Below are 23,836 nucleotides of genomic sequence, written 5' to 3' on the forward strand. Positions count from 1 at the left end.
AAATATTTTGCTTGAACTTTTTTTGGTTGTAACTTAGTCAAAAATTTGTAATTCTTTAGGCGTTTTTGTGAAATTTTCACACCCATCTTTTGTTACGTAGAGGCAATCTTCGACACGAACGCCTACTTGATCTGGAATATAAATTCCAGGTTCAATTGAAAAACACATGCCTGCTTCAAGTGTCATATCGTTTCCTTCAACAATTGATGGAAATTCATGAACGGTTGTTCCAATACCGTGCCCTAGACGATGATTGAAATACTCACCATATCCGTATGACGAAATAACATCACGAGCAATTTTATCGATTTTACTGGCTTTGACTCCTGGTTTTACAGCTTTGGTGGCAGCAAGCTGTGCTTCGAGAACAATAGCATGAATTTTTCTTTGAAAGTCTGTTGGTTCTTTAAAACTAACTGTTCTAGTGGCATCACTGCAATACCCTTTCCAGACAACGCCTAAGTCAAACAAGACTAATTCATTCGGTTTTACCTGATTTTCCCCAGGAGTTCCATGAGGGTTTGCTGCATTTTTCCCTGCTAAAACAAGCGTGTCAAAACTCATAGAAGGCACACCCTTACGTTTCAATTGATACTCAATTTCAGCAACAATTTCTTGCTCCATTGCGCCTGCTTTAATCGCTTTAAATCCAATCTCAAATGCAACATCTGCCCAGTGCCCAGCTTCTAACATAATTTCTTTTTCAGCTGTGCTTTTTTTCAATTGCATTTGTTGAATAAGTTGTGTGAGATCTGTTGAAAAATCAGTCTGAGGCATTCTTTGTTTTAAAGCATCTAAACGGTCGACTGTGAGACTATTTTTTTCAATCGCCATTTTGTTAGGAACGCCACTATTTTTTTTAATAGCCTCTTGAATCAAGTCCCACGGATTTTGACTATCTAGATAGCCAGACACTTGAAACGCCCAATCGCTATTTTGTGCTTCTTCGATTTCCAAAGCAGGAACAAATAAGAATGGTTCGGCATCCTTTGGCACAAATAAGGCTAAAATTCGTTCATGTGGTTCACTATGAAACCCTGAAAAATAATGGATATGACTTGGATCGGTAATATAAGCAAGATCTATCTGGTTATCTTGCAACCAGTTGCGTAAAATGGTTAACTGTTGATTCAACTAAATCGCCCTTCTTTCTAGTAGATAATCTCATTGTATCATGACTAATAGTTGGTTGAAATGCTAAAATTACGAAAGATTTGTGAGAATCCAACTAAAACGGTTGCATAATTTATAGGCTTTTGGTAATCTTTAATTAAGAAATGTAAATGAAGTTTTCTGAAAATAAATAGACGAGATTAAAGGGGAAAATAATTATGGATAAGCAAACGATTACCATTTATGATGTGGCTCGTGAAGCAAACGTCTCAATGGCTACGGTTTCTCGCGTTGTCAATGGAAACCAAAATGTAAAACCAGCAACAAGAAAAAAGGTACTAGAAGTCATTGATCGATTAGATTATCGTCCCAATGCAGTAGCAAGAGGGTTAGCTAGTAAAAAGACAACAACGGTTGGAGTAGTGATTCCAGATGTTAGCAACACCTTTTTTTCATCTCTTGCACGAGGGATTGATGATGTTGCAACCATGTATAAATACAATATTATTTTAGCAAATTCAGATGGAAATGATCAAAAAGAAATCAATGTACTAAACACATTACTTGCCAAACAAGTAGATGGAATTATTTTTATGGGACATCACATTACCGAAGAAATTCGCGGGGAATTTTCACGGTCTAAGACGCCTGTGGTATTGTCTGGTTCAATTGACCCAGATCACCAAGTAGGCTCTGTAAATATTGACTACAAGGAAGCTACAAGTGATTCAGTTAGCTTATTAGCTGAAAACGGACACAAAAAAATTGCTTTTATTAGTGGTTCGCTTTTAGATCCGATTAATGGGAAAATGCGTTTGGAAGGGTATAAAAAAGCCTTGAAATCTGCTGGAATTAAGTATTCAGAGGGCTTGATTTTTGAATCAGAGTATAATTACAAAGCAGGTGAAACGCTCGCTACAAGAATTTTAAACAGTGGGGCAACAGCTGCCTTTATCTCAGATGATGAGCTGGCAGTTGGCATCTTGAACGGTTTGACTGATGCAGGCGTTAACGTACCAGACGATTTTGAGATTATTACGAGCAACAATTCCTTACTAACAGAAATCGCGCGACCTCGCCTTTCAAGTATTACACAGCCACTTTATGATATCGGGGCAGTTTCAATGCGTCTGTTGACCAAGATGATGAATAAAGAGGAAGTCGAAGAAAAAACCATTATTTTGCCCTATACGATTTCTAAAAAAGATTCTACAAAATAAAAAAAGATGAGCTGAGGGACAATACCTCAGCTCTTTTTTAGTCTTCATTTTCATCTTGATCTTGATCTTCTTCGTCATTATTCGTCGTTGTCTCTGCTTTTTTTTCTTCTTTTTTTGTACTTTCGGTTGTTTTTTTCGTAGCAGAGAGGTAAGGGGCCCAGACAGTATTATAATTTGCCGTTGTTCCACCAATTCCAAATTCAAAAGAAGAACTAGCTGCGCCATCTTTTGCAAAATAAGAGGTGACCTTACTGCCTGGAACTTGCATTTTAACACCATTGATTGTAGAAGTTCCTAATTTTTGACCAGTAAAGCTTGAAACTTCTGATTTAATCACGCTAGCATCTAATTCAAACTTTCTGTTCGTCTGATAGGCATTTGGATCAATTTGGTAGGTACCGTTTGCGAGATAAGCCCAAAATTGCATATTATTTTGCCCCCATGAACTATACATTGGGGTATTATTATCGTAACCAATCCAAGAACTCAACGTAATCCCCGGGGTAGAGGCAGTGAACCAAAAGTCATTTTCATCTTGAGAAGTTCCAGTTTTTCCAACCCAGTCACCGCCTGCAAGTGTTGGAGAAAGTTGAGCAAGAGTCGACTTGGCTTTGATACCTGTCCCAGAATTTATAACATCACGCATCAAATTATTCATAATAGAAGCTGTAGCCTTGGCATAAACTTGAACGGGTTTTTGCTCATGCTTGTAAATTACGTTCCCGTTGTTATCGGTGATGGTATCAATCACATAGCCTTGATTATATACGCCACCATTTGCCAGTGTAGCATACGCGTTGGTTTGCTCAAGTACCGTTAGTCCGTGGTCTGTTCCTCCCATTGGAATAGATTCATAACTGAATTCTGCCGAGGACATCTGAATGTTCATTTTTTTAAAATAGCTTTCAGGGTTTGTTTTTGTAAGTAAGGCCTGATAGAGGTTGTAAACAGGAATATTATCCGATTTCTTTAATGCTTGTCGGACACTTTCAAAACTATTTCGATTGATACGGTCATAGTTTGTAACAGGACCACCACTTGATTTGAATGTGGTGGGGAAGTTTGATAGTTGAGACTCAGAACCGATAAGCCCAACATCAATCGCAGGAGCGTAGGCAAGAATTGGTTTCATTGTTGAAGCGGGAGAACGGCGGGTATCAAATGCATGATTATTTTGATTTTCTGCATAATTACGGCCACCTAAGAACGCTAAGATCTTTCCCGTACTATTTTCCATCATAATGCTTCCAACTTGAATGGTTCCTCTACCATCATCCAACATGTTCCCATAGTTTTGGGCAGTAGCTTGCATCGAGTCATAAAGTTCTTTGTTAATGGTTGAATGAACCGTATAGCCATTTCTTCTAAGGGAGCGATTGGCTATTTTGTAGTACTTGTTGTATAGATCATCACTGGAAGTAATGTCTTCTTTTTTAAACCCATCTGCTTTATAGTAAGTTGGCATCAAGACTTCGGTTGCTTCTTTTTGAACGTAATAGTAAAGATAATCATTTTGATTAGAAGTATTGCTGCCTTTTTCAATAAAATCTTTGGCTAAATCATAAGATTTAGCTGCTAAATATTCTTTTTCCGTAATTTCTTTTTCTCGGTACATATTGAATAAAACATCATTTTTTCTTTCTAAACCAGCTGAAAGATCCTTTTTCTTATCTCCTGTAGCAGTATAAGGACTGTAGGTAATTGGACTTTGCGGAAGACCCGCAATAAAAGCAGCTTGTGGCAAGCTTAAGTCTTTAGCGTGGACACCGAAAATTCCTTTAGCAGCTTCTTCAACTCCTGCAATGTTTTCTCCTTTATTATTTCGTCCAAAAGGGGAAACGTTCAAGTATGTGGTCAAAATTTGTTGCTTTGAAAAAAAGTTTTCCACACGGTAAGCAAGTAAAAGTTCATTGGCTTTTCGCTTAAAGGTAGTTTCGCTGGTTAACACTTGTTGCTTCACCAATTGCTGTGTCAGAGTAGACCCCCCTGAAGAGTTGCTTGCACCTAATGCTTCAGATATCAGCGCTCGAATAGTTGCTTTGGGTACAAATCCATGGTGTTTCCAAAAGTTCTCATCTTCGGTTGCAACAATGGCCTTTTTCACGTAAGGTGAAATCGCATCTGATTTTACGTTTGTCCGGATGAGATCAGTCGTAATGTCTCCAATAGACTCATTATTGGCATAAACCATATGTGAAACTTGTTCAATATCGTTGATTTCATTTTTAAGTGTTTCTTTCGTAGGAACTTCTGTATCTTTTACTAGATAGGCAAAATACCCCATCCCAACACCAATACCTAAAGAACCTAACCAAAGTAACAAAACAATCACAAAAAGCAACAAAGATTTTAAAACTCCGTAAGAAATATGAAATCCTAAAAGCCAATTTTTATTATATGAAGACTTTTTATGCTTATTTTTGTGATTCTGATCGTGCTCTGCCAAAAAAGTTCACCTCTATTTTATTAGAAAGATTTTGCTTTATTATAGCAAACATTTGAAAGTCTGCCTAGTTTTGTTGAAAATATCTAGGAATTTTAGAATTGACATATTTCTTGATTATCCGATTTTACTCTTTTCAATAGATGGAAAATCAGTTAATATAATAATGACAAAACTGAGGAGGAAAACAATGCGTACAGATTTTTTTGCTGAATTAAAAGCTCGAGGATTGATTTACCAAACGACAGATGAAGATGCTTTAACTAAACAATTGATGGAAGAGTCTGTAAAATTGTATATTGGCTTTGACCCAACTGCTGATAGTTTACATATAGGGCACTTGTTGCCTATTTTAACTTTACGTCGCTTCCAAGAAGCAGGACATGTTCCGGTTGCGTTGGTAGGCGGAGGAACTGGAATGATTGGGGATCCATCTTTTAAAGATGCAGAGCGTAGCTTAAATACACTGGATACTGTGCAAGAATGGTCTCAAAAAATTAAAAATCAATTGTCACGTTTTATTGATTTTGATAATAAAACAAATCCAGCGGTCATTGCCAACAACTATGAGTGGCTAGGAAGTGTTTCGTTAATTGATTTCTTGCGCGATGTAGGCAAGAACTTTACTATTAATTATATGATGAGCAAAGAAAGTGTGAAGCGTAGGATTGAAACAGGAATCTCTTATACAGAATTTGCTTACCAATTGTTGCAAGCTTATGATTTCTTAAAGCTTTATGAAAAAGAAGGATGTTTACTTCAATTAGGTGGAAGTGATCAATGGGGCAATATTACTTCCGGAATTGAATTGATTCGTCGAGAAAAAGAAGTACAAGCATTCGGGATTACGATGCCACTGATTACAAAAGCGGATGGAACTAAGTTTGGTAAAACGGAAGGAAATGCTGTTTGGTTAGATGCCGACAAAACATCACCTTACGAGTTTTATCAATTTTGGATTAACACAGATGATCGTGATGCGATTAAATTCATTAAATACTTTACATTTGTACCACTGACTGAAATTGAAGAAATTGAAAAAGAATTTTTGGCTGCACCAGAAAAACGTTTGGCTCAAAAAGTTTTGGCTAAAGAAGTCACAACTCTAGCGCACGGAGCAGAGGCATATGAACAGGCGGTGAAGATTTCAACTGCGTTATTTAGTGGCGAAATCAAATCGCTCAATGCAGAAGAAATTCGTCAAGGATTTAAGGATGTTCCAAGTTACAATGTTCAAGCAGATGATGAATTAAAATTAGTCGAAATCTTAGTGAAATCAGGAATTGATAGCTCAAAACGTCAAGCAAGAGAAGATATTCAAAACGGCGCCATTTATATCAATGGTGAACGTGTTCAAGATTTGAATTATGAGTTAACGGAAGCCGATAAGATTGAAAATCAGTTTGTGGTTGTCCGTCGTGGTAAGAAAAAATATTTTGTCTTGAATTTCTAAACCTCATTTTGATTAACACACAAAAAAGAGAGCCTCGGTTAGAAGGTGCTCTCTTTTTTTTAAGCATCAATTTTGTTTTGATGGAAGAAACACTATACAATGAGGAAGAATAATACTAAATAAAAGGGGTAAAATATATGTTGATTGGTTCACATGTTAGCATGAGCGGAAAAAAAATGTTACTAGGCGCAGCGCAAGAAGCTGCAAGTTACGGTGCATCTACATTTATGATTTATACAGGAGCACCTCAAAATACCAGAAGAAAACCCATTGAGGAGATGAATATCGAAGCAGGCTCTCTTTTTATGAAAGAACAGGGACTCTCTAAGATTGTTGTTCATGCTCCTTATATTATTAATTTAGGAAATACGATTAAGCCAGAAAATTTTGGCTTTGCAACAGAGTTTTTACGTCAAGAAATTGTCCGTGCACAAGCACTTGGAGCTACACAAATTACGTTACACCCAGGTGCACATGTAGGGGCAGGCGCACCGGCAGGTATTAAACAAATTATAAAAGGATTAAATGAAGTGCTGACAAAGGAACAAACGGCTCAGATTGCGCTGGAAACAATGGCAGGAAAAGGCACAGAGATTGGTCGTTCCTTTGACGAGCTGGCTAGTATCATTGATGGGGTCACATTAAATGAAAAGCTATCGGTTACCTTTGATACCTGTCATACAAATGATGCTGGATACAATGTTAAAGAAGATTTTGATGGGGTTTTAGAAGAATTTGATAAAATCATTGGGTTGGATCGTTTAAAAGTCATGCATATCAATGATTCTAAAAATCCGCAAGGGGCACAAAAGGATCGTCATGCCAATATTGGCTTTGGGACGATTGGTTTTGACGCGTTAAATAAGATTGTTCACCATGAGCAGTTAGCGTTATTGCCTAAAATTTTAGAAACTCCTTATGTTGGAGAAGATAAAAAAAATGCTAAGGCACCTTATGGTTATGAGATTTCCATGCTAAAATCAGGAGTCTTCCAACCAGATCTACTTGAAAAGATTGCACAAGGAAACGAATAAAGAAAACAAATCGATTTTTTTAATAAAATAACTTTCCATTTGTTGTTTTTTCTAGTACAATGTTAAATTGAGAGCACAAATAGAAAGAGGAAGGAGAGATTTGATATGAATACAGGTTTAGTTATTTTGATTGTAGTAATCGCTTTGATCGTGGGCGCAATCGGTGGCTTTTTCTTTGCGCGTAAATATATGCAAGACTATTTAAAAAAGAATCCTCCCGTTAATGAGGATATGTTACGTATGATGATGTTGCAGATGGGCCAAAAGCCTTCTGAGAAGAAAATACGTCAAATGATGCAGAATATGAAAACTCAGGCTAAAAAGTCTGATAAATAGTATTTTGGTATTCGTAATAAAAACGGGTAGTGTTCTTTCACTATCCGTTTTTGTGTGCTCTGATTTAAAATAAAGGGGTGTAAATGAAGAATGTCGATTTTTAGAAAATTAAGCTGGTTTTTTAAGTTGGAGAAAAAAACTTATTTAATCGGTGTATCAAGTTTGATTTTAGTAGCGCTGATCCAACTGATTCCTCCAAAAGTGATTGGGATTGTAGTGGATAGCATTGCGAGTAGGCAACTAACCGCTAAACAACTTATTATATGGGTAGGAATCTTAATTTTAGTTGCTGTTACACAATATTTTTTACGCTATGTATGGAGAACCAATATTTGGGGCGGCTCTTCCCGTTTAGAAAAAATGTTGCGTAAAAGATTATTTCATCATTTTACAGTGATGGACAACACCTTTTTCAAAGAGCATCGGACAGGAGATCTGATGGCGCATGCAACTAATGACTTAACAGCCATTCAAAATGTTGCTGGGGCAGGGATCTTAACGTTTGCGGACTCTTTTATTACGGGGAGTATCACGATTGTTGCAATGGTTCTTTTTGTTGATTGGCGTTTGACCCTCATTGCGTTATTACCGTTACCTCTGCTAGCTCTTACTTCTAAAATATTAGGTGCTAAGCTGCACGATGCTTTTCGTGAGTCACAAGAGACCTTCTCGGATATCAATGACAAAACACAAGAGAGTGTTTCGGGGATAAAAGTAATCAAAACATTTGGTCAAGAAAAAGAAGACATTGAAGAATTTGAGCAAAAAATTAATCACTCAATTGAAAAAAATAATCGAGTGAATACGTTAGATGCGCTTTTTGACCCACTGATTACGATAATTATTGGAGCTGCTTATGTGATTACTATTGTTTTAGGGGGCTATTATGTTGTACACAAGCAGATTACTATTGGTCAATTTGTTTCATTTATCAATTATATTGCCATGCTTGTATGGCCAATGTTCGCAATTGGTCGTTTGTTTAATGTATTAGAAAGAGGAAATGCTAGTTATGACCGGGTGCAAGAAATGCTGAGTAAAAAATCCTCTATTGTAGAAAGAGAAAATGCAATTACTGAACCAGCTAAAGGGACGATTCAGTTTGAAATCAATCAATTCCAATATCCCGATGGTGAGCATCCAGTATTAACAAATATTGATTTTACCTTGGAGCAAGGACATACACTCGGGATAGTTGGAAAAACTGGTGCTGGAAAAACGACTTTATTGAAGCTGCTGTTACGAGAATACGATGACTACGCTGGAACGATTCAGTTTGGAAAACAAGATATTAGAGATTATTCGCTTAATGCGCTTCTTCAATCGATCGGCTATGTGCCACAAGATCATTTTTTATTTTCAATGACAGTGAAAGACAATATTCGTTTTGCTAGTCCAAAACTTTCCCAAGCAAAAGTCGAGGAAGTAGCAGAACTTACAGCAATTCATGAAGATATTCTTTCTTTTCCAGAGCAGTATGAAACAATGGTTGGAGAAAGAGGTGTTTCACTTTCAGGTGGTCAAAAGCAACGTTTGTCCATTGCACGCGCCTTAGTGCTAAATCCAGAATTACTTATTTTGGACGATGCTTTATCAGCCGTAGATGCTAAGACAGAAGAGAAAATTCTATCGAATCTAAAAGAGCAAAGAAAAGAGAAGACTACGATTATTGCGGCACACCGTTTGAGTAGTGTCAAACATGCGCAAGAAATTTTAGTTTTGGACGAAGGGAAAATTATAGAGCGTGGAACACATCAGGCGTTACTCGCAAAACAGGGTTGGTACGCGAAAATGTATGAGCAACAACAGTTAGCAGAAAAAATAGAAGGGAGTGAAGGCTAATCATGCAAAAAAATAATTCAGAATGGTCAAAATCAATGTCCATCAAAGAACAACTAGCAGTGACACGTCGCATGCTGAAGTTTGCTCGACCATTTAAAAAAATTTTTGCTTGGGCGATATTTTTTGCGATTCTTCTTTCAGGCATGAATGTTTTGTTACCTAAAATATTGCAAGTATTTATGGACCAATATTTGACGCCTAAAACTGCAACAACTAAAATTATATTATTTTTTGGTGGTCTCTATTTTATTGGGATTTTAGTGAAAAGTATTGTTTGGTTTTTTCAAGGGTATCTCTATTCAAAAGCTTCCCTTAATACGTATCAAAGTGTTCGAGTTCGCTTATTTGAAAAGTTGCATACCCTTGGGATGCGTTATTTTGATCAGACGCCTGCTGGTTCAATCGTTTCGCGAGTGACCAATGATACAGATACTTTATTTGAATTTTGGTTTGTTTTCTTGATGATTCTTACAGGAGTCTTTGCAGTGATCTCTTCGTTTATTGCAATGGCGTTAATTAATGTCAAAATCACAATTGCTTGCCTGTTTTTCTTACCCTTTCTTTTGATTATTATCTGGTATTATCAAAAATTCAGTTCCAAAGTTTACCGAAATATGCGGGAGAAACTGAGCCAATTGAACACGAAGTTAAATGAATCCATTTCTGGGATGAGTATTATTCAACAATTTCGTCAAGAGCATCGTTTAGAAGAGGAATTTGAACAGACAAATGATGAATATCTACAAACCAGACTTTCAATGATTAAAACCAATTCTTTATTGCTGGCTCCGATTATCAATTTATTAATGGCTTTGGCCACAGCGCTCGTACTTTCTATGTTTGGGTACCAGGCATTGGAACACCCCGTTGAAGTAGGGATGATTTATGCGTTTATTTCATATGTGCAAGCTTTCTTTAATCCAATGACCAACATGATGGATTATCTAAGTATCTATCAAGATGGAATGGTTGCGGGAACCAGAATTTTTAAAGTGCTCGATCATGAAGAATTTGCTCCTAAACAAAATTCAGATGCAGATGCAAAAGTCACAGAAGGAAAAATTGAATTTAGAAACGTGAGCTTTTCTTATGACGGAGAACACAATGTACTAAATAATATTAGTTTTGTGGCAAAACCAGGTGAAACTGTGGCACTTGTGGGGCATACGGGAAGTGGAAAAAGTTCGATAATCAATGTAATGATGCGTTTCTATGAATTTTATGACGGGGAAATACTGATAGATGACCGTGATATTCGGACGTACCCTTTAAAAGAATTACGCGAAAAAATGGGGCTAGTTTTACAAGATGCGTTCATGTTTTATGGCGATATTGCAGGAAATATTCGCTTACTTAATTCTAATATCACTGACCAACAAATTAAAGAAGCTGCGGAATTTGTCCAAGCAGATAAATTTATCGAAACGTTACCTGGAAAATATCATGCAAAAGTGATTGAACGGGGAGCCAGTTATTCAAGCGGCCAACGTCAGCTGATTTCTTTTGCTCGCACGATTGTTACCAATCCTAAAATGCTTATTTTAGATGAGGCAACTGCTAATATTGATACGGAAACTGAATCCTTGATTCAAGAAGGATTAGCAAAAATGCGTCAAGGTAGAACCACGATTGCCATCGCACATAGGCTATCAACCATTCGAGATGCTAATTTAATTTTGGTCTTGGAAAAAGGTCATGTTGTGGAGCGGGGCAACCATGATTCGTTAATTGAACAAGGTGGTCTTTACTATGATATGTACCGTTTGCAAAGCAATCAATCTTAATCCTGGAGTAAATAATTGAAAAATAGCAACAATCCAACAATCACTTTGGCTAGATAACGGGAGTAAACATGTGGTGAATTGTGTTAATTGAATCAAATTTTTATTGTGAAACAAAACTAATTTTTGCTTTTGTTTCACAATTTTTATGAAATGGATTGTCCATTTATATTTGAAAATAGGGTTAAAATTGGGATACAGACCCAGGTAAGAGGAATAAAAATATTTCTGATTAAGCCGATTTTTGTGTTATGATAAATGTATCATGAGGGTTCGGAGGAGAGGTATGTTTCATTACAAAAGCGTACAGAAATTAAACGAATTAGAGCTTGGCGTCTACAATTATGTGATGACTCATAGAGATGAAGTCATGCATATGAAAATTAGACAGTTAGCGGCTAATGCCCATGTATCGACCACGACTGTCTTGCGTTTTTGTACAAAAATGGGCTACGAAGGTTATTCTGATTTTAAGCTTCAACTAAAAATAGAAAAAGAAAATAAAGCGCTGAGCAACTTATCTAAGCGTGATGATGAATTGCAAGATTTTTTTAAATTAGCGAGGAAACCAGCATTTCAGCAAAATATTTTAGCGTGCGCACAGATGCTTCAAAAAGCATCACGTCTCTTTTTTTTTGGTATGGGTAGCAGTGGTATGATGGCACAGTATGGAGCACGTTTGTTTTCTACGGTAGGCATAGATACACTAAACATTGAAGATTCCTTTTATCCATTACCTGATACGGATAACGAATCGACTATTTTGGTAGTGCTATCTGTATCTGGCGAAACGGAAATGATGCTGCAACTTGTGTCACGTTTAAAAGCAAGAGGCGTGCTAATTATCAGTATTACCAATCACGAAACATCAACATTGGCCAAAATTTCAGATAGAAGCATTCCGTGTTACATTCCCATTGAGTTGGTTGCTGACCATTACAATGTTACCAGTCAAGTTCCAACTGTCTATCTTTTAGAGGAACTAGCAAGAAAAGCAAGACAACTGAAAGAGAAACATGGCAAAACGCTGGATAGTTTGGAGAAGTAATAGACAAAAAGTATTTTAGCACGTACAATGAAGAGAGCATTTTTAATTAAGCAAGGGAGGACAAGTAATGTCCATGTTTTTAGATCAGGTAACCATAGATGTCAAAGCTGGAAAAGGCGGAGACGGAATGGTTGCATTTAGAAGAGAAAAATACGTTCCTGATGGAGGACCAGCTGGTGGCGATGGGGGTCATGGTGGTGATGTGGTGCTCGTAGTTGATGAGGGATTACGTACATTGATGGATTTTCGTTTTAATCGTCATTTCAAAGCACTTCCGGGAGAAAATGGGATGAGTAAGGGTATGCATGGTCGAGGCGCAGAGGATCAGCATATTCCTGTACCGCCTGGCACAACTGTTAAAGATGCGGAGACTGGCAAGGTACTTGGAGACTTATTACATAATAAGCAAGAATTAGTCATCGCACAAGGTGGACGTGGTGGACGTGGAAACATCCGCTTTGCTTCCCCAAAAAATCCAGCGCCAGAAATTGCTGAAAACGGTGAACCAGGTCAAGAAAGAAAAATTGAACTAGAGTTGAAAGTTTTAGCAGATGCCGGATTAGTAGGATTTCCTTCAGTTGGAAAATCAACAATTTTATCTGTCATTTCAAAAGCTAGACCGAAGATAGGGGCGTATCACTTTACAACGCTTGTGCCTAATCTAGGGATGGTAAGCACCGCTGAGGGCAATAGTTTTGTGGTTGCAGACTTGCCAGGATTGATTGAAGGCGCTTCTCAAGGAGTAGGGCTTGGAACACAATTTTTACGTCATATTGAAAGAACACGGGTAATATTACATGTGATTGATATGAGTGGTATGGAAGGACGCGATCCGTATGAGGATTACTTAGCAATTAATAAAGAGCTAGAGTCTCATAATTTACGCTTGTTGGAGCGACCTCAAATAATTGTAGCCAATAAGATGGACATGCCAGATGCAGAAGCTAATTTAAAAGAGTTCAAAGAAAAATTAGCCAATCTAAGAGAAGACGAGTTTGCCAAAGAACAATTGGTATTCCCAATCTCAAGCATTACACGTCAAGGATTCGAACCGTTGCTAAATGCAACCTCAGAACTGCTTGATGTGACACCCGAATTTCCAATATATGACGAAGAAACTGCTGAAGAGGAAAGCGTATTATACGGCTTTGACGTAGGAGATCGTCCATTTGAAATTACGCGCGATGCTGATGCAACTTGGATTTTGTCGGGTCCTGGAATTGAAAAATTATTCAAGATGACGAATTTCGACCATGACGAAAGTACGATGAGATTTGCTCGTCAACTTAGAGGATTGGGCGTTGATGAGGCATTACGAGAACGTGGTGCTCGAGATGGTGATTTGGTTCGTATCGATAAGTTTGAATTTGAATTTATTGACTAAGAATGAATCGCACGAATAAAGAGAGAAAGTAAAAAGAGGAGGGAGTTTCGGCAGATGCTAAGACTCTTTCCTCTTTTATGTTTTTACAAAAAAAAGTGGAGACATGGTATACTTGATTTAAGCTTTGTTTATGGTAATTTTAATAGAATTAAGGAGCAAAAGAAAAAGTAAGTAGGTGCAAAATGATTAAAATATTAGTGGTAGAAGATGATAAAATTCTTTCAGATAGTATTGAATCGGTAGTCAAAGAATTAGGCGAGATTACCCAAATCTATGATGGTGAAGAAGGCTTGTATGAGGCAGAACAAGATATTTATGACTTGATTTTGCTTGATTTAATGCTGCCTTCAATGAATGGCTACGAAGTATTACAACAATTAAGAAAACGTTCGATTGCAACGCCAGTTTTAATTTTAACGGCAAAAGATGGATTAGATGATAAGGTAAAAGGATTCACTCAAGGTGCGGATGACTATTTGACCAAACCTTTTCACAGGGAAGAACTATTACTTAGAGCAAAAGCATTGCTAAAGCGTACATTGGGTTTGCATGAAGAAAATAGATTGAAACTAGGCGAAATTGAGTGCGACTTGGGAAGTCGCGTGGTGCATTATCAAAATCAAGAGTTTATTCTGCAAGGAAAAGAATTTGATTTATTGACATACTTAATTCAAAATAAAAATATGATTGTCACAAAAGAGCAAATCTTTGACAGAATTTGGGGGTTTGATTCTGAAACCTCATTGACAGTTGTAGAGGTATATATGAGCAATTTAAGAAAACATATGAAGGCAACAGGTCTGGATAAAAAAATTAAAACACTCCGAAATGTCGGATACATGTTAGATGCGAAAGAGTGAGGAACGTGCATGCAAAATTTGATGGATAAAAAGCAGTATAGAAGATTTTTCTTAATAAACTTAGGGTCTTTTGCACTTATTTTTATTGTTCTAGGTTTGATTGTCTTCCAGATTTTAGAGCGATCATTATATGCGTCAATTGATGGAAACTTATCAAGTTTATCAACAAATCAGCAGTATTTACAAAATGAACTGCTCCGAACGAATTCCCTAGAGAAAGTCCCATCTGGCCTTCAAATTGGGGGGCTTAGAGTTGCTGGGAAACCACTGCCTACAAATTTTCAAACGCAAACTTTGATCTGGTCCAGCTCAGGCGAAATAAAAAACAAAGCACGTTTAGGGGAGCGTTACGACTCTTTTTCCAAGCTTAAACTGCGAAAAAAGAAATTGAATCAGATCGTCGATGTTACAACAAAAGACTTGAATGGAAATACGCTTTCTTTTCGCTCCATAACAGTTCAACTCGAAGAAGATGACGAGGAAGGAAATCCTTTGTATGTTCAGATCTTGTACAACACAAATGCGACACGAGAAACTGTGAATCAATTTAAAAATGTACTGATTATCTGCATGGTGATTTTTTGGTTTATTTCAATCGCTCTCAGTTATTATCTGTCTAGAATTAATATGAAACCAGTACTTCACTCTTGGAAAAAGCAACAAGAATTTGTCGAAAATGCTTCACATGAGTTACGGACGCCCTTAACAATTATCCAAAGCAAATTGGAAAATATGTTTGTGCATCCTTCTCACACCGTATTAGAAGAGTCAGAAAGTATCGCGCTTGCACTCGGTGAGGTAAGAAGGCTCAATCAGTTAACCAGAGATTTATTATTATTAGCGCGCTCAGATTCGAATATGGCAGTTGTTAAAAAGGAACCGGTCAATGTATCGGAATTTATGAAGCAAGTAATTGATCCGTATAAGGAGATAGCTGAGACTCAGAACAAAACGCTTTATGCAACTGAGGATGCAACAAAACAAGTGGTTTTTGACCCAAAAAGGATTCATCAGTTGTTGGTAATTTTGATTGATAACGCGCTCAAATTTACTCAAGAAGGCGATGAAATTGAAGTTTTCTCTACTATTAAAAACCAACAGTGGATTTTAGAAGTTAGAGACAGCGGAAGGGGAATTCCAGATAAAGAGAAGAAACATGTTTTTGATCGCTTTTACCGAGAAGATAGTGCAAGGCAGCGAGAAACTGGTGGATATGGTCTGGGATTAGCCATCGCGATGTGGATTGTGAAAAATCACAATGGAAAGATTACAATCAGAGATAACCAGCCTAAAGGAACGGTTTTCCATGTTGAAATTCCATTTTAAAAAGAATGATTGAGCGGAGATTTGCACATTTTGTGTTTTTCTTTTACAATACAGTGTAATTAAGAATTTTTAGAAAGTATGGGTTATGATGGACATTCAATTTTTAGGAACAGGTGCAGGTGTGCCTGCAAAGCAACGAAATGTAACAAGTATTGCCCTCAAGTTACTAGATGAGCGTAATTCAGTTTGGTTATTTGATTGTGGGGAAGGAACGCAACAACAGATTTTAAGAAGTAGTATTCGCCCAAGAAAAATAGAAAAAATTTTTATTACGCATCTACACGGAGATCATATCTTTGGCCTTCCTGGCTTATTGAGTAGTCGTTCTTTTCAAGGGGGCAGTGAACCGTTGACGATTGTGGGACCAAAAGGAATTAAGGAGTTTATTCAAACTAGTCTCAAGATTTCAGAAACACACTTGAAATACCCGATTCATTACAATGAGATTGAAGAGGGTGGACTGATTTTTAAAGATCATCAATTTCAAGTACATTGTTTGCCACTTGATCACCGAATTACTTGTTATGGTTATCGTATCGAAGAAGCAGATCAACCAGGCGAATTGCTAGTGGAAAAGCTTCAAAAAGAAGAAGTTCCTTCAGGTCCTATATATGGTCGACTAAAAAAAGGGGAAACAATTCACCTTGAAAATGGAAAAATATTATATGGGAAAGATTATTTAGGTCCAGACAAAAAAGGACGCACAGTCACCATATTAGGAGATACTAGGAAACATCCAAACAGTGTTGAACTTGCTAAGAATGCCGATGTCCTTGTGCATGAGAGTACATTTAATCAACGTGAGGCACAACTAGCTAAAGCGTATTATCACTCTACTACAGTGGAAGCAGGTCAAGTGGCAAAAGAAGCGAATGTTAAACAGTTGTTTTTGACTCATATTAGTGCGCGTTATATCGGAAAAGCAGCAGTTGAACTTGAAAATGAAGCCAAAAAAGTCTTCAAACAAACAAAAGTCGTGAAAGATTTTGATGAGTTTTCTATTCCAACTAAGTAAAAAGGAGGAGAAAAGATGAAAATGGGATTTAAAGATTTAACCAATAAAGTTGTTGTGATAACAGGTGGGTCTTCAGGACTGGGTGAACAAATTGCATACGAAGCTGCAAAAAAAAATGCAACTGTGGTGATTTGTGCAAGACGTATTCAATTAATTGGAAAAGTACGGGAGCGCTGTGAAGAGTTATCTAGTCAGAAGGCTTATGCTTTTCAATTAGATATTGCAGAACCAGAAAACATTGAGGAAGTGTACCAAAAAATCATCCATGAAATCGGCAAAATTGACATATTAGTTAACTGTGCTGGTTTTGGCTTATTTGAAACATTTTCTGATTTTTCGATGGATATAGCTGAAAAAATGTTTCGTGTTAACGTATTAGGTCTAATGTACATGACACAAAAAGTGGCAATCCATATGGGAGAGAGAAGAGCCGGACATATCATTAATGTAGCCTCTCAGGCGGGGAAAATGGCTACACCTAAAAGTACCGTATACTCGGCAACCAAATTCGCAGTAATTGGGTTTTCCAATGCACTCAGGCTCGAGCTGAAGCCACTGGGGGTTCAAGTAACAACGGTCAATCCAGGACCCATTGAGACCAACTTCTTTACGATTGCGGATGAAAGTGGTAGTTATCTATCATCTGTAGACTGGATGGTGCTAAAACCAGAAGTACTGGCAAGTAAAGTTGTACGCTCTATGGGAAGTAATAAAAGAGAGATTAATAGTCCGTTGTTTATGGAGATGGCAAGCAAGGCATACACGTTATTTCCAAGTGTTGGCGATTATCTAGCAGGTAGTTTATTTAATAAGAAATAGGGGGAGTTTGTAATGAAAAAGCAAGGTAGATTGATGATTAGTTTTGCAATGGTAGTGATTATTGTGATATTTTCGGTGATTAATACTAAGAATGTAGCAGTAAGTTTTGGCTTTAAAGAGTATCAATGGCCGTTAATTTTTATTATTTTGGGTTCAGCCATTTTCGGTGCGCTGATTGTCATTTTAACCTCTTATTCTTCTTTATGGAGAAAAGGAAAAGAAGTTAAAAGTTTGAAAAAAGAAGTGAAATCTTATCAAAACAATTTTCAAACAGAGCTAGAAAAAAATTTAGAGCAGACAAAAAAAGATTTAGAAGAACAATTAGAGCAAAAAGAGCAAGAAATTCGTGTTTTACGCGAACAGTTACTTGATCATAATAATCAAGACTCACCTGTAGAATAAAGAAATACAGTGAGTCATTTAAATAAAAAGGAGTCCCAGACTGTTTCGAGTCTTGGACTCTTTTTTTCCAAAAAGAATAGAAATAAGTAAATCGCTTAATTTTCTTTGGTTCAAAAGAAAATTTTGGTATAATATATAGGGTTAGGAGTGATAATTTGAAACCAGCAATGTATCAATGGCACTATCAGGCACCAAAGAAAGAAGAAATAACTCCACTTATTACTTACTTGAATACAAAGAAACTTCCTGAAAATTTAGCTACGCTTCTTTGGAATCGTAAGGTGCAAACAGAAGCAGAAATAGAACAATTTTTAAATCCGACAATTCAATCATTACACGATCCATTAGCAATCTATGGGATGGAAAAAGCAGTCGAACGAATTCAGTTAGCTGTAGAAAATAGTGAGACTATTTTAGTTTATGGAGACTATGATGCAGATGGCATCACAAGCACAACTGTGATGAAGGAGGCAATTGAGTTAATAGGGGGTCAAGTTAAAGTTTATATACCCAATCGTTTTAGTGAAGGCTATGGTCCAAATGTGGATGCGTTTGCCAAAGAAATTGAGTCTGGGGTCAGCTTAATTGTGACTGTTGACAATGGTGTGGCTGGACATGAGGCGATTGATTATGCTAGAAATCAAGGGGTAGACGTCATTGTGACTGACCACCATGAATTGCCAGAAGAGCTGCCTAATGCAACCGTAATTATTCATCCAAGACATCCAAATGGAAACTATCCATTTGGCGATTTAGCTGGTGTCGGTGTGGCCTTTAAAGTGGCGTGCGCGCTACTAGATGACATCCCTTATGAATTTTTGGATTTAGTTGCAATTGGAACGATTGCAGATTTGGTTTCTTTAACCGGTGAAAACCGTACGTTGGTAAAAATTGGCATGAAACTATTACAAGAAACGGATCGTATTGGACTTCGAGCTTTGTGCAAGGAAGCAGGTCTTCAAGTTGAGAAAGTTACTGGTGAAAATATTGGGTTTATTATCGCCCCTAGACTCAACGCAATCGGGAGATTAGGGGATGCGACACCAGGAGTTAAGCTGATGACTACTTTTGATGAGGAAGAGGCAATCGTGTTGGCGCAAACCATTCAAAAGAAAAATGAAGAACGACAAGCAATTGTTGAAAAAATTTCTTGTGAAGCGTTCCAGATGATTGCAGAACAAGACCAACATTCTGTCTATGTATTGGCAAAAGAAGACTGGCATGAGGGCGTGCTCGGTATTGTCGCAAGCAAGATTGTTCAAAAAACTGGAAGACCCACATTTGTCCTAAACATTGATGCAGCTGCACAAACAGTAAAAGGTTCTGGTCGAAGCGTTGAGCAACTAAATCTTTATGATGCTCTAACTCATTCAAGTCAGCTACTTACTCGTTTTGGGGGACACCATATGGCTGCTGGATTAACATTTCCCTATGAAAATCTCGACTCATTTCAGCTACAATTAGACGCCTATGTTGATGAACATAATATTGATTTCTCTATAGGCCAACCACTTTTAATTGATGAGGAAATGGACATTGCAGATGCGTCCGTTGCATTTATTCAAAGCTTGGATTTGTTAGCTCCATTTGGGACAGATAATCCTGCTCCTAATTTTGCTTTTTCACCTAAACAAGTAGTGCAGATAAAAAGAATTGGTGCTACACAGCAACATTTGAAGTTTCAACTCTTAGATAATCAGCAAAATGGCTTAGATTGTGTTGCGTTTGGTAAAGGAGAAGAAGCCCTGGAACTTCAAGAACAAGACCTAACAGCGACTTTTGTTGGAAAGCTAAATGTGAATGAATGGAATGGGTTAAAGAAACCACAGCTTTTATTAGTGGACTATCAAATATCGGGACTGCAAGTTTTTGATTATAGAGGGGGCAGAGCCAAAGAATTACCTCGGTTAACAGAAGCAACTCAGTACATGGTTTTTGAAGAAAAAAATTTAGACTTGGTGCCATCCTATGTTACACCTGAGGCTATTTTGACCCCAAAAACTATTTCTAGTGAGCATCCGGTTGTGTCTAATTTGGTAGTGGTAGATTGTCCAGTGGAAGTTGAAAGCCTGCGTGATGTATTAATTCAAGGCAACTATCAACGAATCTATCTACAATGTGCTTCAAAAGATGAATGCTATTTAGATGGTATGCCAAGTAGAGAGCAATTTTCTAAGTTGTTCCGCTTTATTTCACAACATAAAAATATCGATATTCGATATAAGCTCAAACAAATCGCGAGTTTTTTACAGTTAAAAGAAAACCTATTAATTTTTATGATTGAAGTGTTTTCTGAACTGGAATTTGTTACAATAGATAATGGTGTTATGAACCAAATCGAAAATCCAAAAAATCAGCAACTTAATGATAGCCAAGCTTTTAAGCGTCGAGAAGCAAAAATCAAATCAGAAGAATTTTTATTGTATAGTAATTTGACGACGTTGAAAGACTGGTTTTTAAAACAGGAGGAAAAAAAGTGAATTTAAAAGATTATATTGCAAGTATCCCAGATTTTCCAGAGAAAGGGATCATCTTTAGAGATATTTCTCCACTAATGGCGGATGGAGATGCATACCGCGAAGCAACAAAAAGAATTGCTGAATATGCCAAAGAAAAAGAAGTAGATATGGTTGTTGGACCAGAAGCTAGAGGCTTTATTGTGGGGTGTCCTGTTGCCTATGAACTAGGAATTGGCTTTGCTCCAGCACGTAAAAAAGGCAAACTCCCTCGTGAAACGGTCGAAGTTAGCTATGGTTTAGAATACGGAGCAGATGTATTAGCCTTACATAAAGATGCAATCAAGCCTGGACAAAAAGTTTTGATCTGTGATGATTTATTAGCAACTGGTGGCACCATTGCAGCGACGATTGAGCTTGTTGAAAGTTTAGGCGGCATTGTTGTAGGAGCAGCCTTTTTAATCGAATTAGAAGCATTAAAAGGTCGCAATAAAATTGAAGGCTACGATATTTTAGCTTTAATGGAATATTAGTTTTGTGAGTGCGCACGCAGCAAAAGGATAAATTCTGACTAAATAAAAAATACAGAGAGTGTAGAACACAAGTAACGTTTACTTTGTGCTACACTCTTTTTTGTTCGTAGGACTTATTGACGCATCATTTTCACAATGTTAGAATAAGAACGTTGGTTTTTTATAGTGAAATTCTTTTGATTGTTTTCATGAATACGCTTTCGAAAAAACAACAAAAAAATAATTTGGAGGAACCCGTATGAAAGGGAAAGGATTTGAGGTTTTACAAAAAATTGGAAAAACATTTATGTTACCAATTGCTTTACTGCCAATTGCAGGACTAATGCTAGGGGTTAGTTCAGCGGTTACCACCCATACTTCTTCTCACTCATTTTTATTTAAATTGTTCTCGGTTATTAATGATTGTGGGAATATTGTATTTGCTTATCTGCCACTATTGTTTGCAGTATCTATTGCATTAGGAATGGCGAATAAGGTCAAAGAAGTTGCCGCATTATCAGCAGTTGTGGGTTATTTCTTTATGTATGCTTCTCTAACGAGTATGATTAGTAACTTTCTGGATGTTAAAAAGCTAAAAGAAACTTTAGGCCTAATAGGAGATGTTGTAGGTTTCCATAATACAATGAACACTGGTGTTTTAGGTGGAATTATTATTGGGCTTGTCGTTGCAGCGTTACATAATAAATTTTATAAGATTGAATTACCAGATAGTTTGTCCTTCTTTGGGGGAACTCGATTTGTTCCAATTATTTCTGCGATTGCCGGAGTGGTGATTGGGGTATTATTAGCACTTATATGGCCTTATATTGGGGCAGGAATTGCTTGGCTTGGCGCTGCCATTGCTTCATTAGGTGTATTTGGAACCTTTATCTATGGATACATCTACCGTGCGTTAATTCCACTTGGTTTGCACCATGTGTTTTACATGCCGTTTTGGCAAACAGCACTTGGAGGTACAGCGACAATCAATGGGCACTTGGTAGAAGGGGCACAAAATATCGCCTTTGCACAAATTTCAGCTGGAAAAGTTGTTTCGCCTGAAGCGGCTAAGTACTTCTCTGGAATGTTTCCTTTCATGATTTTTGGTTTTCCTGCTGCAGCGTTAGCAATGTATCGTCAAGCAAAACCAAATAAGAAGAAAGAAGCAAAAGGTTTGCTCTTTTCTTCAGCAATTACTTCGATTGTAACGGGGGTAACTGAACCATTAGAATTCTCCTTTTTATTTGCTTCTCCGCTTCTTTACTTTGGGGTTCATTGTGTGCTTGCAGCATTTTCATTTGCATTGATGAATTTCTTGAAAGTGGGAGTAGTCGTTTCGTTTTCTGGAGGATTAATTGACTTGTTCTTTAATGGAATCTTACCAGGGCAAGACAAAACAAACTGGATTCCAATTATTATAGTTGGGGTTATTTATGCGATTGTTTACTATACTGTGTTTACTTTCTTTATCAAAAAGTTCAACTTGAAAACACCAGGACGTGAAGAAGATGATGAAGAAACCAAAATGTTTACTAAAAAAGACTATTTAGCTTCAAAAGAAACAGCCAATTTGACCGACAAAGAAATTGTTTCTTATGAGATTGTTTCAGGATTAGGTGGAACAAATAATTTGGTAGACGTTGATAATTGTGCTACCCGGCTGCGTGTGACTGTAAAAGATGGACAACTAGTCAATCAATCACAGTTAAAAAGTACTGGGGCTGCTGGAGTGGTGGTAAACGGAAATGGTGTACAAGTAATTTACGGACCAAAAGTTGCGAATATAAAAACAAATGTTGATGAATTTATTGCAACTGGAAAAGCACCCAAAGAAGCAGCAACACACCTGGTTGAAACGACCGAAAAACAGCAGGCTGAAACGCAAATTTCAGTAGATGAGGCTACAAATCAAGTTCCTGTCACGGAGCAGCTTGAGCTATACTCTGTAGCAAAAGGAAAAGTCGTTCCAATTGAGCAAGTAAATGATGTTGTATTTGCCCAAAAAATGATGGGGGATGGCTATGCTGTTATTCCAGAAAATGGGGAAATTTATTCTCCCGTAAAAGGGGAAATTATGAGTGTTTTCCCAACAAAACACGCAATTGGAATTAAAACAGATACTGGTGTGGAAGTCTTACTACACATGGGGATCAATACAGTGGAGCTTGAAGGAGCTCCATTTGAAATCTTTGTCAAAGATGGCGACAAAGTAGAGCCAACGACTAAGCTGGCTACGGTTGATTTACAGGCACTTAAAGATGCTGGGAAAGGCAATGAGATGATTGTTGTCTTGACTAATATGGATAAAGTGAAAGCTTTTGAATTAGCAAAGACGGGAAATCAAGCTGCTAGTAGCAGTGTGGGGACGGTCGAGGTTTAGCTCCCAGATATATAGGTCGATTTAAATGTAAAAACACTTTAGAGAAAAAGTTTTCTCTAAAGTGTTTTTTTATGAAGAAACGATTTTATTTTCGATAAGCATAATGCTCTTGATAATATTGTTCTTTTTCAAAATTTCGGTAACGTCTTTCATCCCAGCTCATTAACCAGAGTAAAATGAGAGGGGCGACAACAAGAAGGGCATTTTTCCATCCTAAAAACCCTAAAAATATTCCAATAAGCAATACAACCAATATAGCGCCAATTCTTCTAATCGCTGTCATCATTTTTCCTCCTAATTAATTATAGAGAACGTTTGTTCTTATTTATAGTATACAAACAAATGTTCCCGTTGTAAAGAAAAAAATAAGTATGGGACATAATTTTTGAGTTATGTCCCGTACTTATTAGTA

At 37.2% G+C, this 23,836-nt stretch carries 19 protein-coding genes; 16 read left to right on the forward strand and 3 right to left on the reverse strand.

Annotated elements, in window-relative coordinates; genetic code table 11:
* Nucleotides 1-33 precede the first annotated feature (33 nt).
* Entirely contained in the window at nt 34-1,134 is a 1,101-nt protein-coding gene (locus CBF30_RS01635; protein ID WP_126822105.1) for a M24 family metallopeptidase, read from the reverse strand.
* 197 nt (nt 1,135-1,331) lie between these two features.
* Here CBF30_RS01635 and ccpA point away from each other — a divergent pair, with 197 nt between their 5' ends.
* Complete coding sequence (ccpA, locus tag CBF30_RS01640; RefSeq protein ID WP_126822108.1) at nt 1,332-2,333, forward strand: catabolite control protein A; 1,002 nt, start codon at nt 1,332-1,334, stop codon at nt 2,331-2,333.
* 37 nt (nt 2,334-2,370) lie between these two features.
* On the opposite strand, the gene CBF30_RS01645 is transcribed toward ccpA, so the two are convergent.
* Nucleotides 2,371-4,779 (reverse strand): transglycosylase domain-containing protein, encoded by a 2,409-nt coding sequence (locus tag CBF30_RS01645; RefSeq protein ID WP_126822110.1) that lies wholly within the window; start codon nt 4,777-4,779, stop codon nt 2,371-2,373.
* Nucleotides 4,780-4,966: 187 nt separating this feature from the next.
* Between CBF30_RS01645 and tyrS the strand changes: the two genes are divergently transcribed.
* The 15 genes from tyrS to CBF30_RS01720 all read left to right on the forward strand — a co-directional run bounded on the left by tyrS (nt 4,967) and on the right by CBF30_RS01720 (nt 23,424).
* Entirely contained in the window at nt 4,967-6,229 is a 1,263-nt protein-coding gene (gene tyrS / locus CBF30_RS01650) for a tyrosine--tRNA ligase (RefSeq protein ID WP_126822112.1), read from the forward strand.
* A 137-nt stretch (nt 6,230-6,366) separates the two neighbouring features.
* Nucleotides 6,367-7,263 carry a deoxyribonuclease IV gene (locus CBF30_RS01655; protein WP_126822114.1) on the forward strand — a complete coding sequence of 299 codons (897 nt, stop codon included), beginning with the start codon at nt 6,367-6,369 and terminating at the stop codon, nt 7,261-7,263.
* A 105-nt stretch (nt 7,264-7,368) separates the two neighbouring features.
* The gene (locus tag CBF30_RS01660; RefSeq protein ID WP_126822116.1) at nt 7,369-7,599 is read left to right on the forward strand and encodes a YneF family protein; all 231 of its coding nucleotides are present in this window, start codon (nt 7,369-7,371) and stop codon (nt 7,597-7,599) included.
* Nucleotides 7,600-7,689: 90 nt separating this feature from the next.
* Nucleotides 7,690-9,441, forward strand: coding sequence for an ABC transporter ATP-binding protein (locus tag CBF30_RS01665; protein WP_126822118.1), 1,752 nt, complete (start codon nt 7,690-7,692; stop codon nt 9,439-9,441).
* A gap of 2 nt (nt 9,442-9,443) precedes the next feature.
* A complete protein-coding gene (locus CBF30_RS01670; RefSeq protein ID WP_170168905.1) occupies nt 9,444-11,225 on the forward strand; it encodes an ABC transporter ATP-binding protein in 1,782 nt (593 codons plus the stop codon).
* 283 nt (nt 11,226-11,508) lie between these two features.
* A complete protein-coding gene (locus tag CBF30_RS01675) occupies nt 11,509-12,270 on the forward strand; it encodes a MurR/RpiR family transcriptional regulator (RefSeq protein ID WP_170168906.1) in 762 nt (253 codons plus the stop codon).
* Between the two features lie 67 nt (nt 12,271-12,337).
* Nucleotides 12,338-13,654 (forward strand): GTPase ObgE, encoded by a 1,317-nt coding sequence (gene obgE / locus CBF30_RS01680; protein ID WP_126822124.1) that lies wholly within the window; start codon nt 12,338-12,340, stop codon nt 13,652-13,654.
* Nucleotides 13,655-13,836: 182 nt separating this feature from the next.
* Entirely contained in the window at nt 13,837-14,514 is a 678-nt protein-coding gene (locus CBF30_RS01685; protein WP_126822126.1) for a response regulator transcription factor, read from the forward strand.
* A gap of 9 nt (nt 14,515-14,523) precedes the next feature.
* Entirely contained in the window at nt 14,524-15,840 is a 1,317-nt protein-coding gene (locus tag CBF30_RS01690) for a sensor histidine kinase (protein ID WP_126822127.1), read from the forward strand.
* A gap of 88 nt (nt 15,841-15,928) precedes the next feature.
* Nucleotides 15,929-16,855, forward strand: a complete 927-nt coding sequence (gene rnz / locus CBF30_RS01695; RefSeq protein WP_126822129.1) for a ribonuclease Z — start codon at nt 15,929-15,931, stop codon at nt 16,853-16,855.
* A gap of 21 nt (nt 16,856-16,876) precedes the next feature.
* Nucleotides 16,877-17,674: an SDR family NAD(P)-dependent oxidoreductase gene (locus tag CBF30_RS01700; protein WP_390221181.1), complete on the forward strand. Its 798-nt coding sequence runs from the start codon at nt 16,877-16,879 to the stop codon at nt 17,672-17,674.
* A gap of 12 nt (nt 17,675-17,686) precedes the next feature.
* Nucleotides 17,687-18,076, forward strand: coding sequence for a LapA family protein (locus CBF30_RS01705; protein ID WP_126822133.1), 390 nt, complete (start codon nt 17,687-17,689; stop codon nt 18,074-18,076).
* A 155-nt stretch (nt 18,077-18,231) separates the two neighbouring features.
* Nucleotides 18,232-20,556, forward strand: a complete 2,325-nt coding sequence (gene recJ, locus CBF30_RS01710; protein WP_126822135.1) for a single-stranded-DNA-specific exonuclease RecJ — start codon at nt 18,232-18,234, stop codon at nt 20,554-20,556.
* Complete coding sequence (locus CBF30_RS01715; RefSeq protein ID WP_126822137.1) at nt 20,553-21,065, forward strand: adenine phosphoribosyltransferase; 513 nt, start codon at nt 20,553-20,555, stop codon at nt 21,063-21,065. Before recJ ends, CBF30_RS01715 begins: the two co-directional genes overlap by 4 nt.
* A gap of 238 nt (nt 21,066-21,303) precedes the next feature.
* A complete protein-coding gene (locus CBF30_RS01720; protein WP_126822139.1) occupies nt 21,304-23,424 on the forward strand; it encodes a PTS sugar transporter subunit IIABC in 2,121 nt (706 codons plus the stop codon).
* An 85-nt stretch (nt 23,425-23,509) separates the two neighbouring features.
* Here the strand turns inward: CBF30_RS01720 and CBF30_RS01725 are convergent, their stop codons facing one another.
* Nucleotides 23,510-23,707: a hypothetical protein gene (locus CBF30_RS01725; protein ID WP_126822141.1), complete on the reverse strand. Its 198-nt coding sequence runs from the start codon at nt 23,705-23,707 to the stop codon at nt 23,510-23,512.
* Nucleotides 23,708-23,836: the final 129 nt, after the last annotated feature.

The sequence above is a fragment of the Vagococcus entomophilus genome (genome assembly GCF_003987595.1).
Taxonomy (GTDB): Bacteria; Bacillota; Bacilli; order Lactobacillales; family Vagococcaceae; genus Vagococcus_E; species Vagococcus_E entomophilus.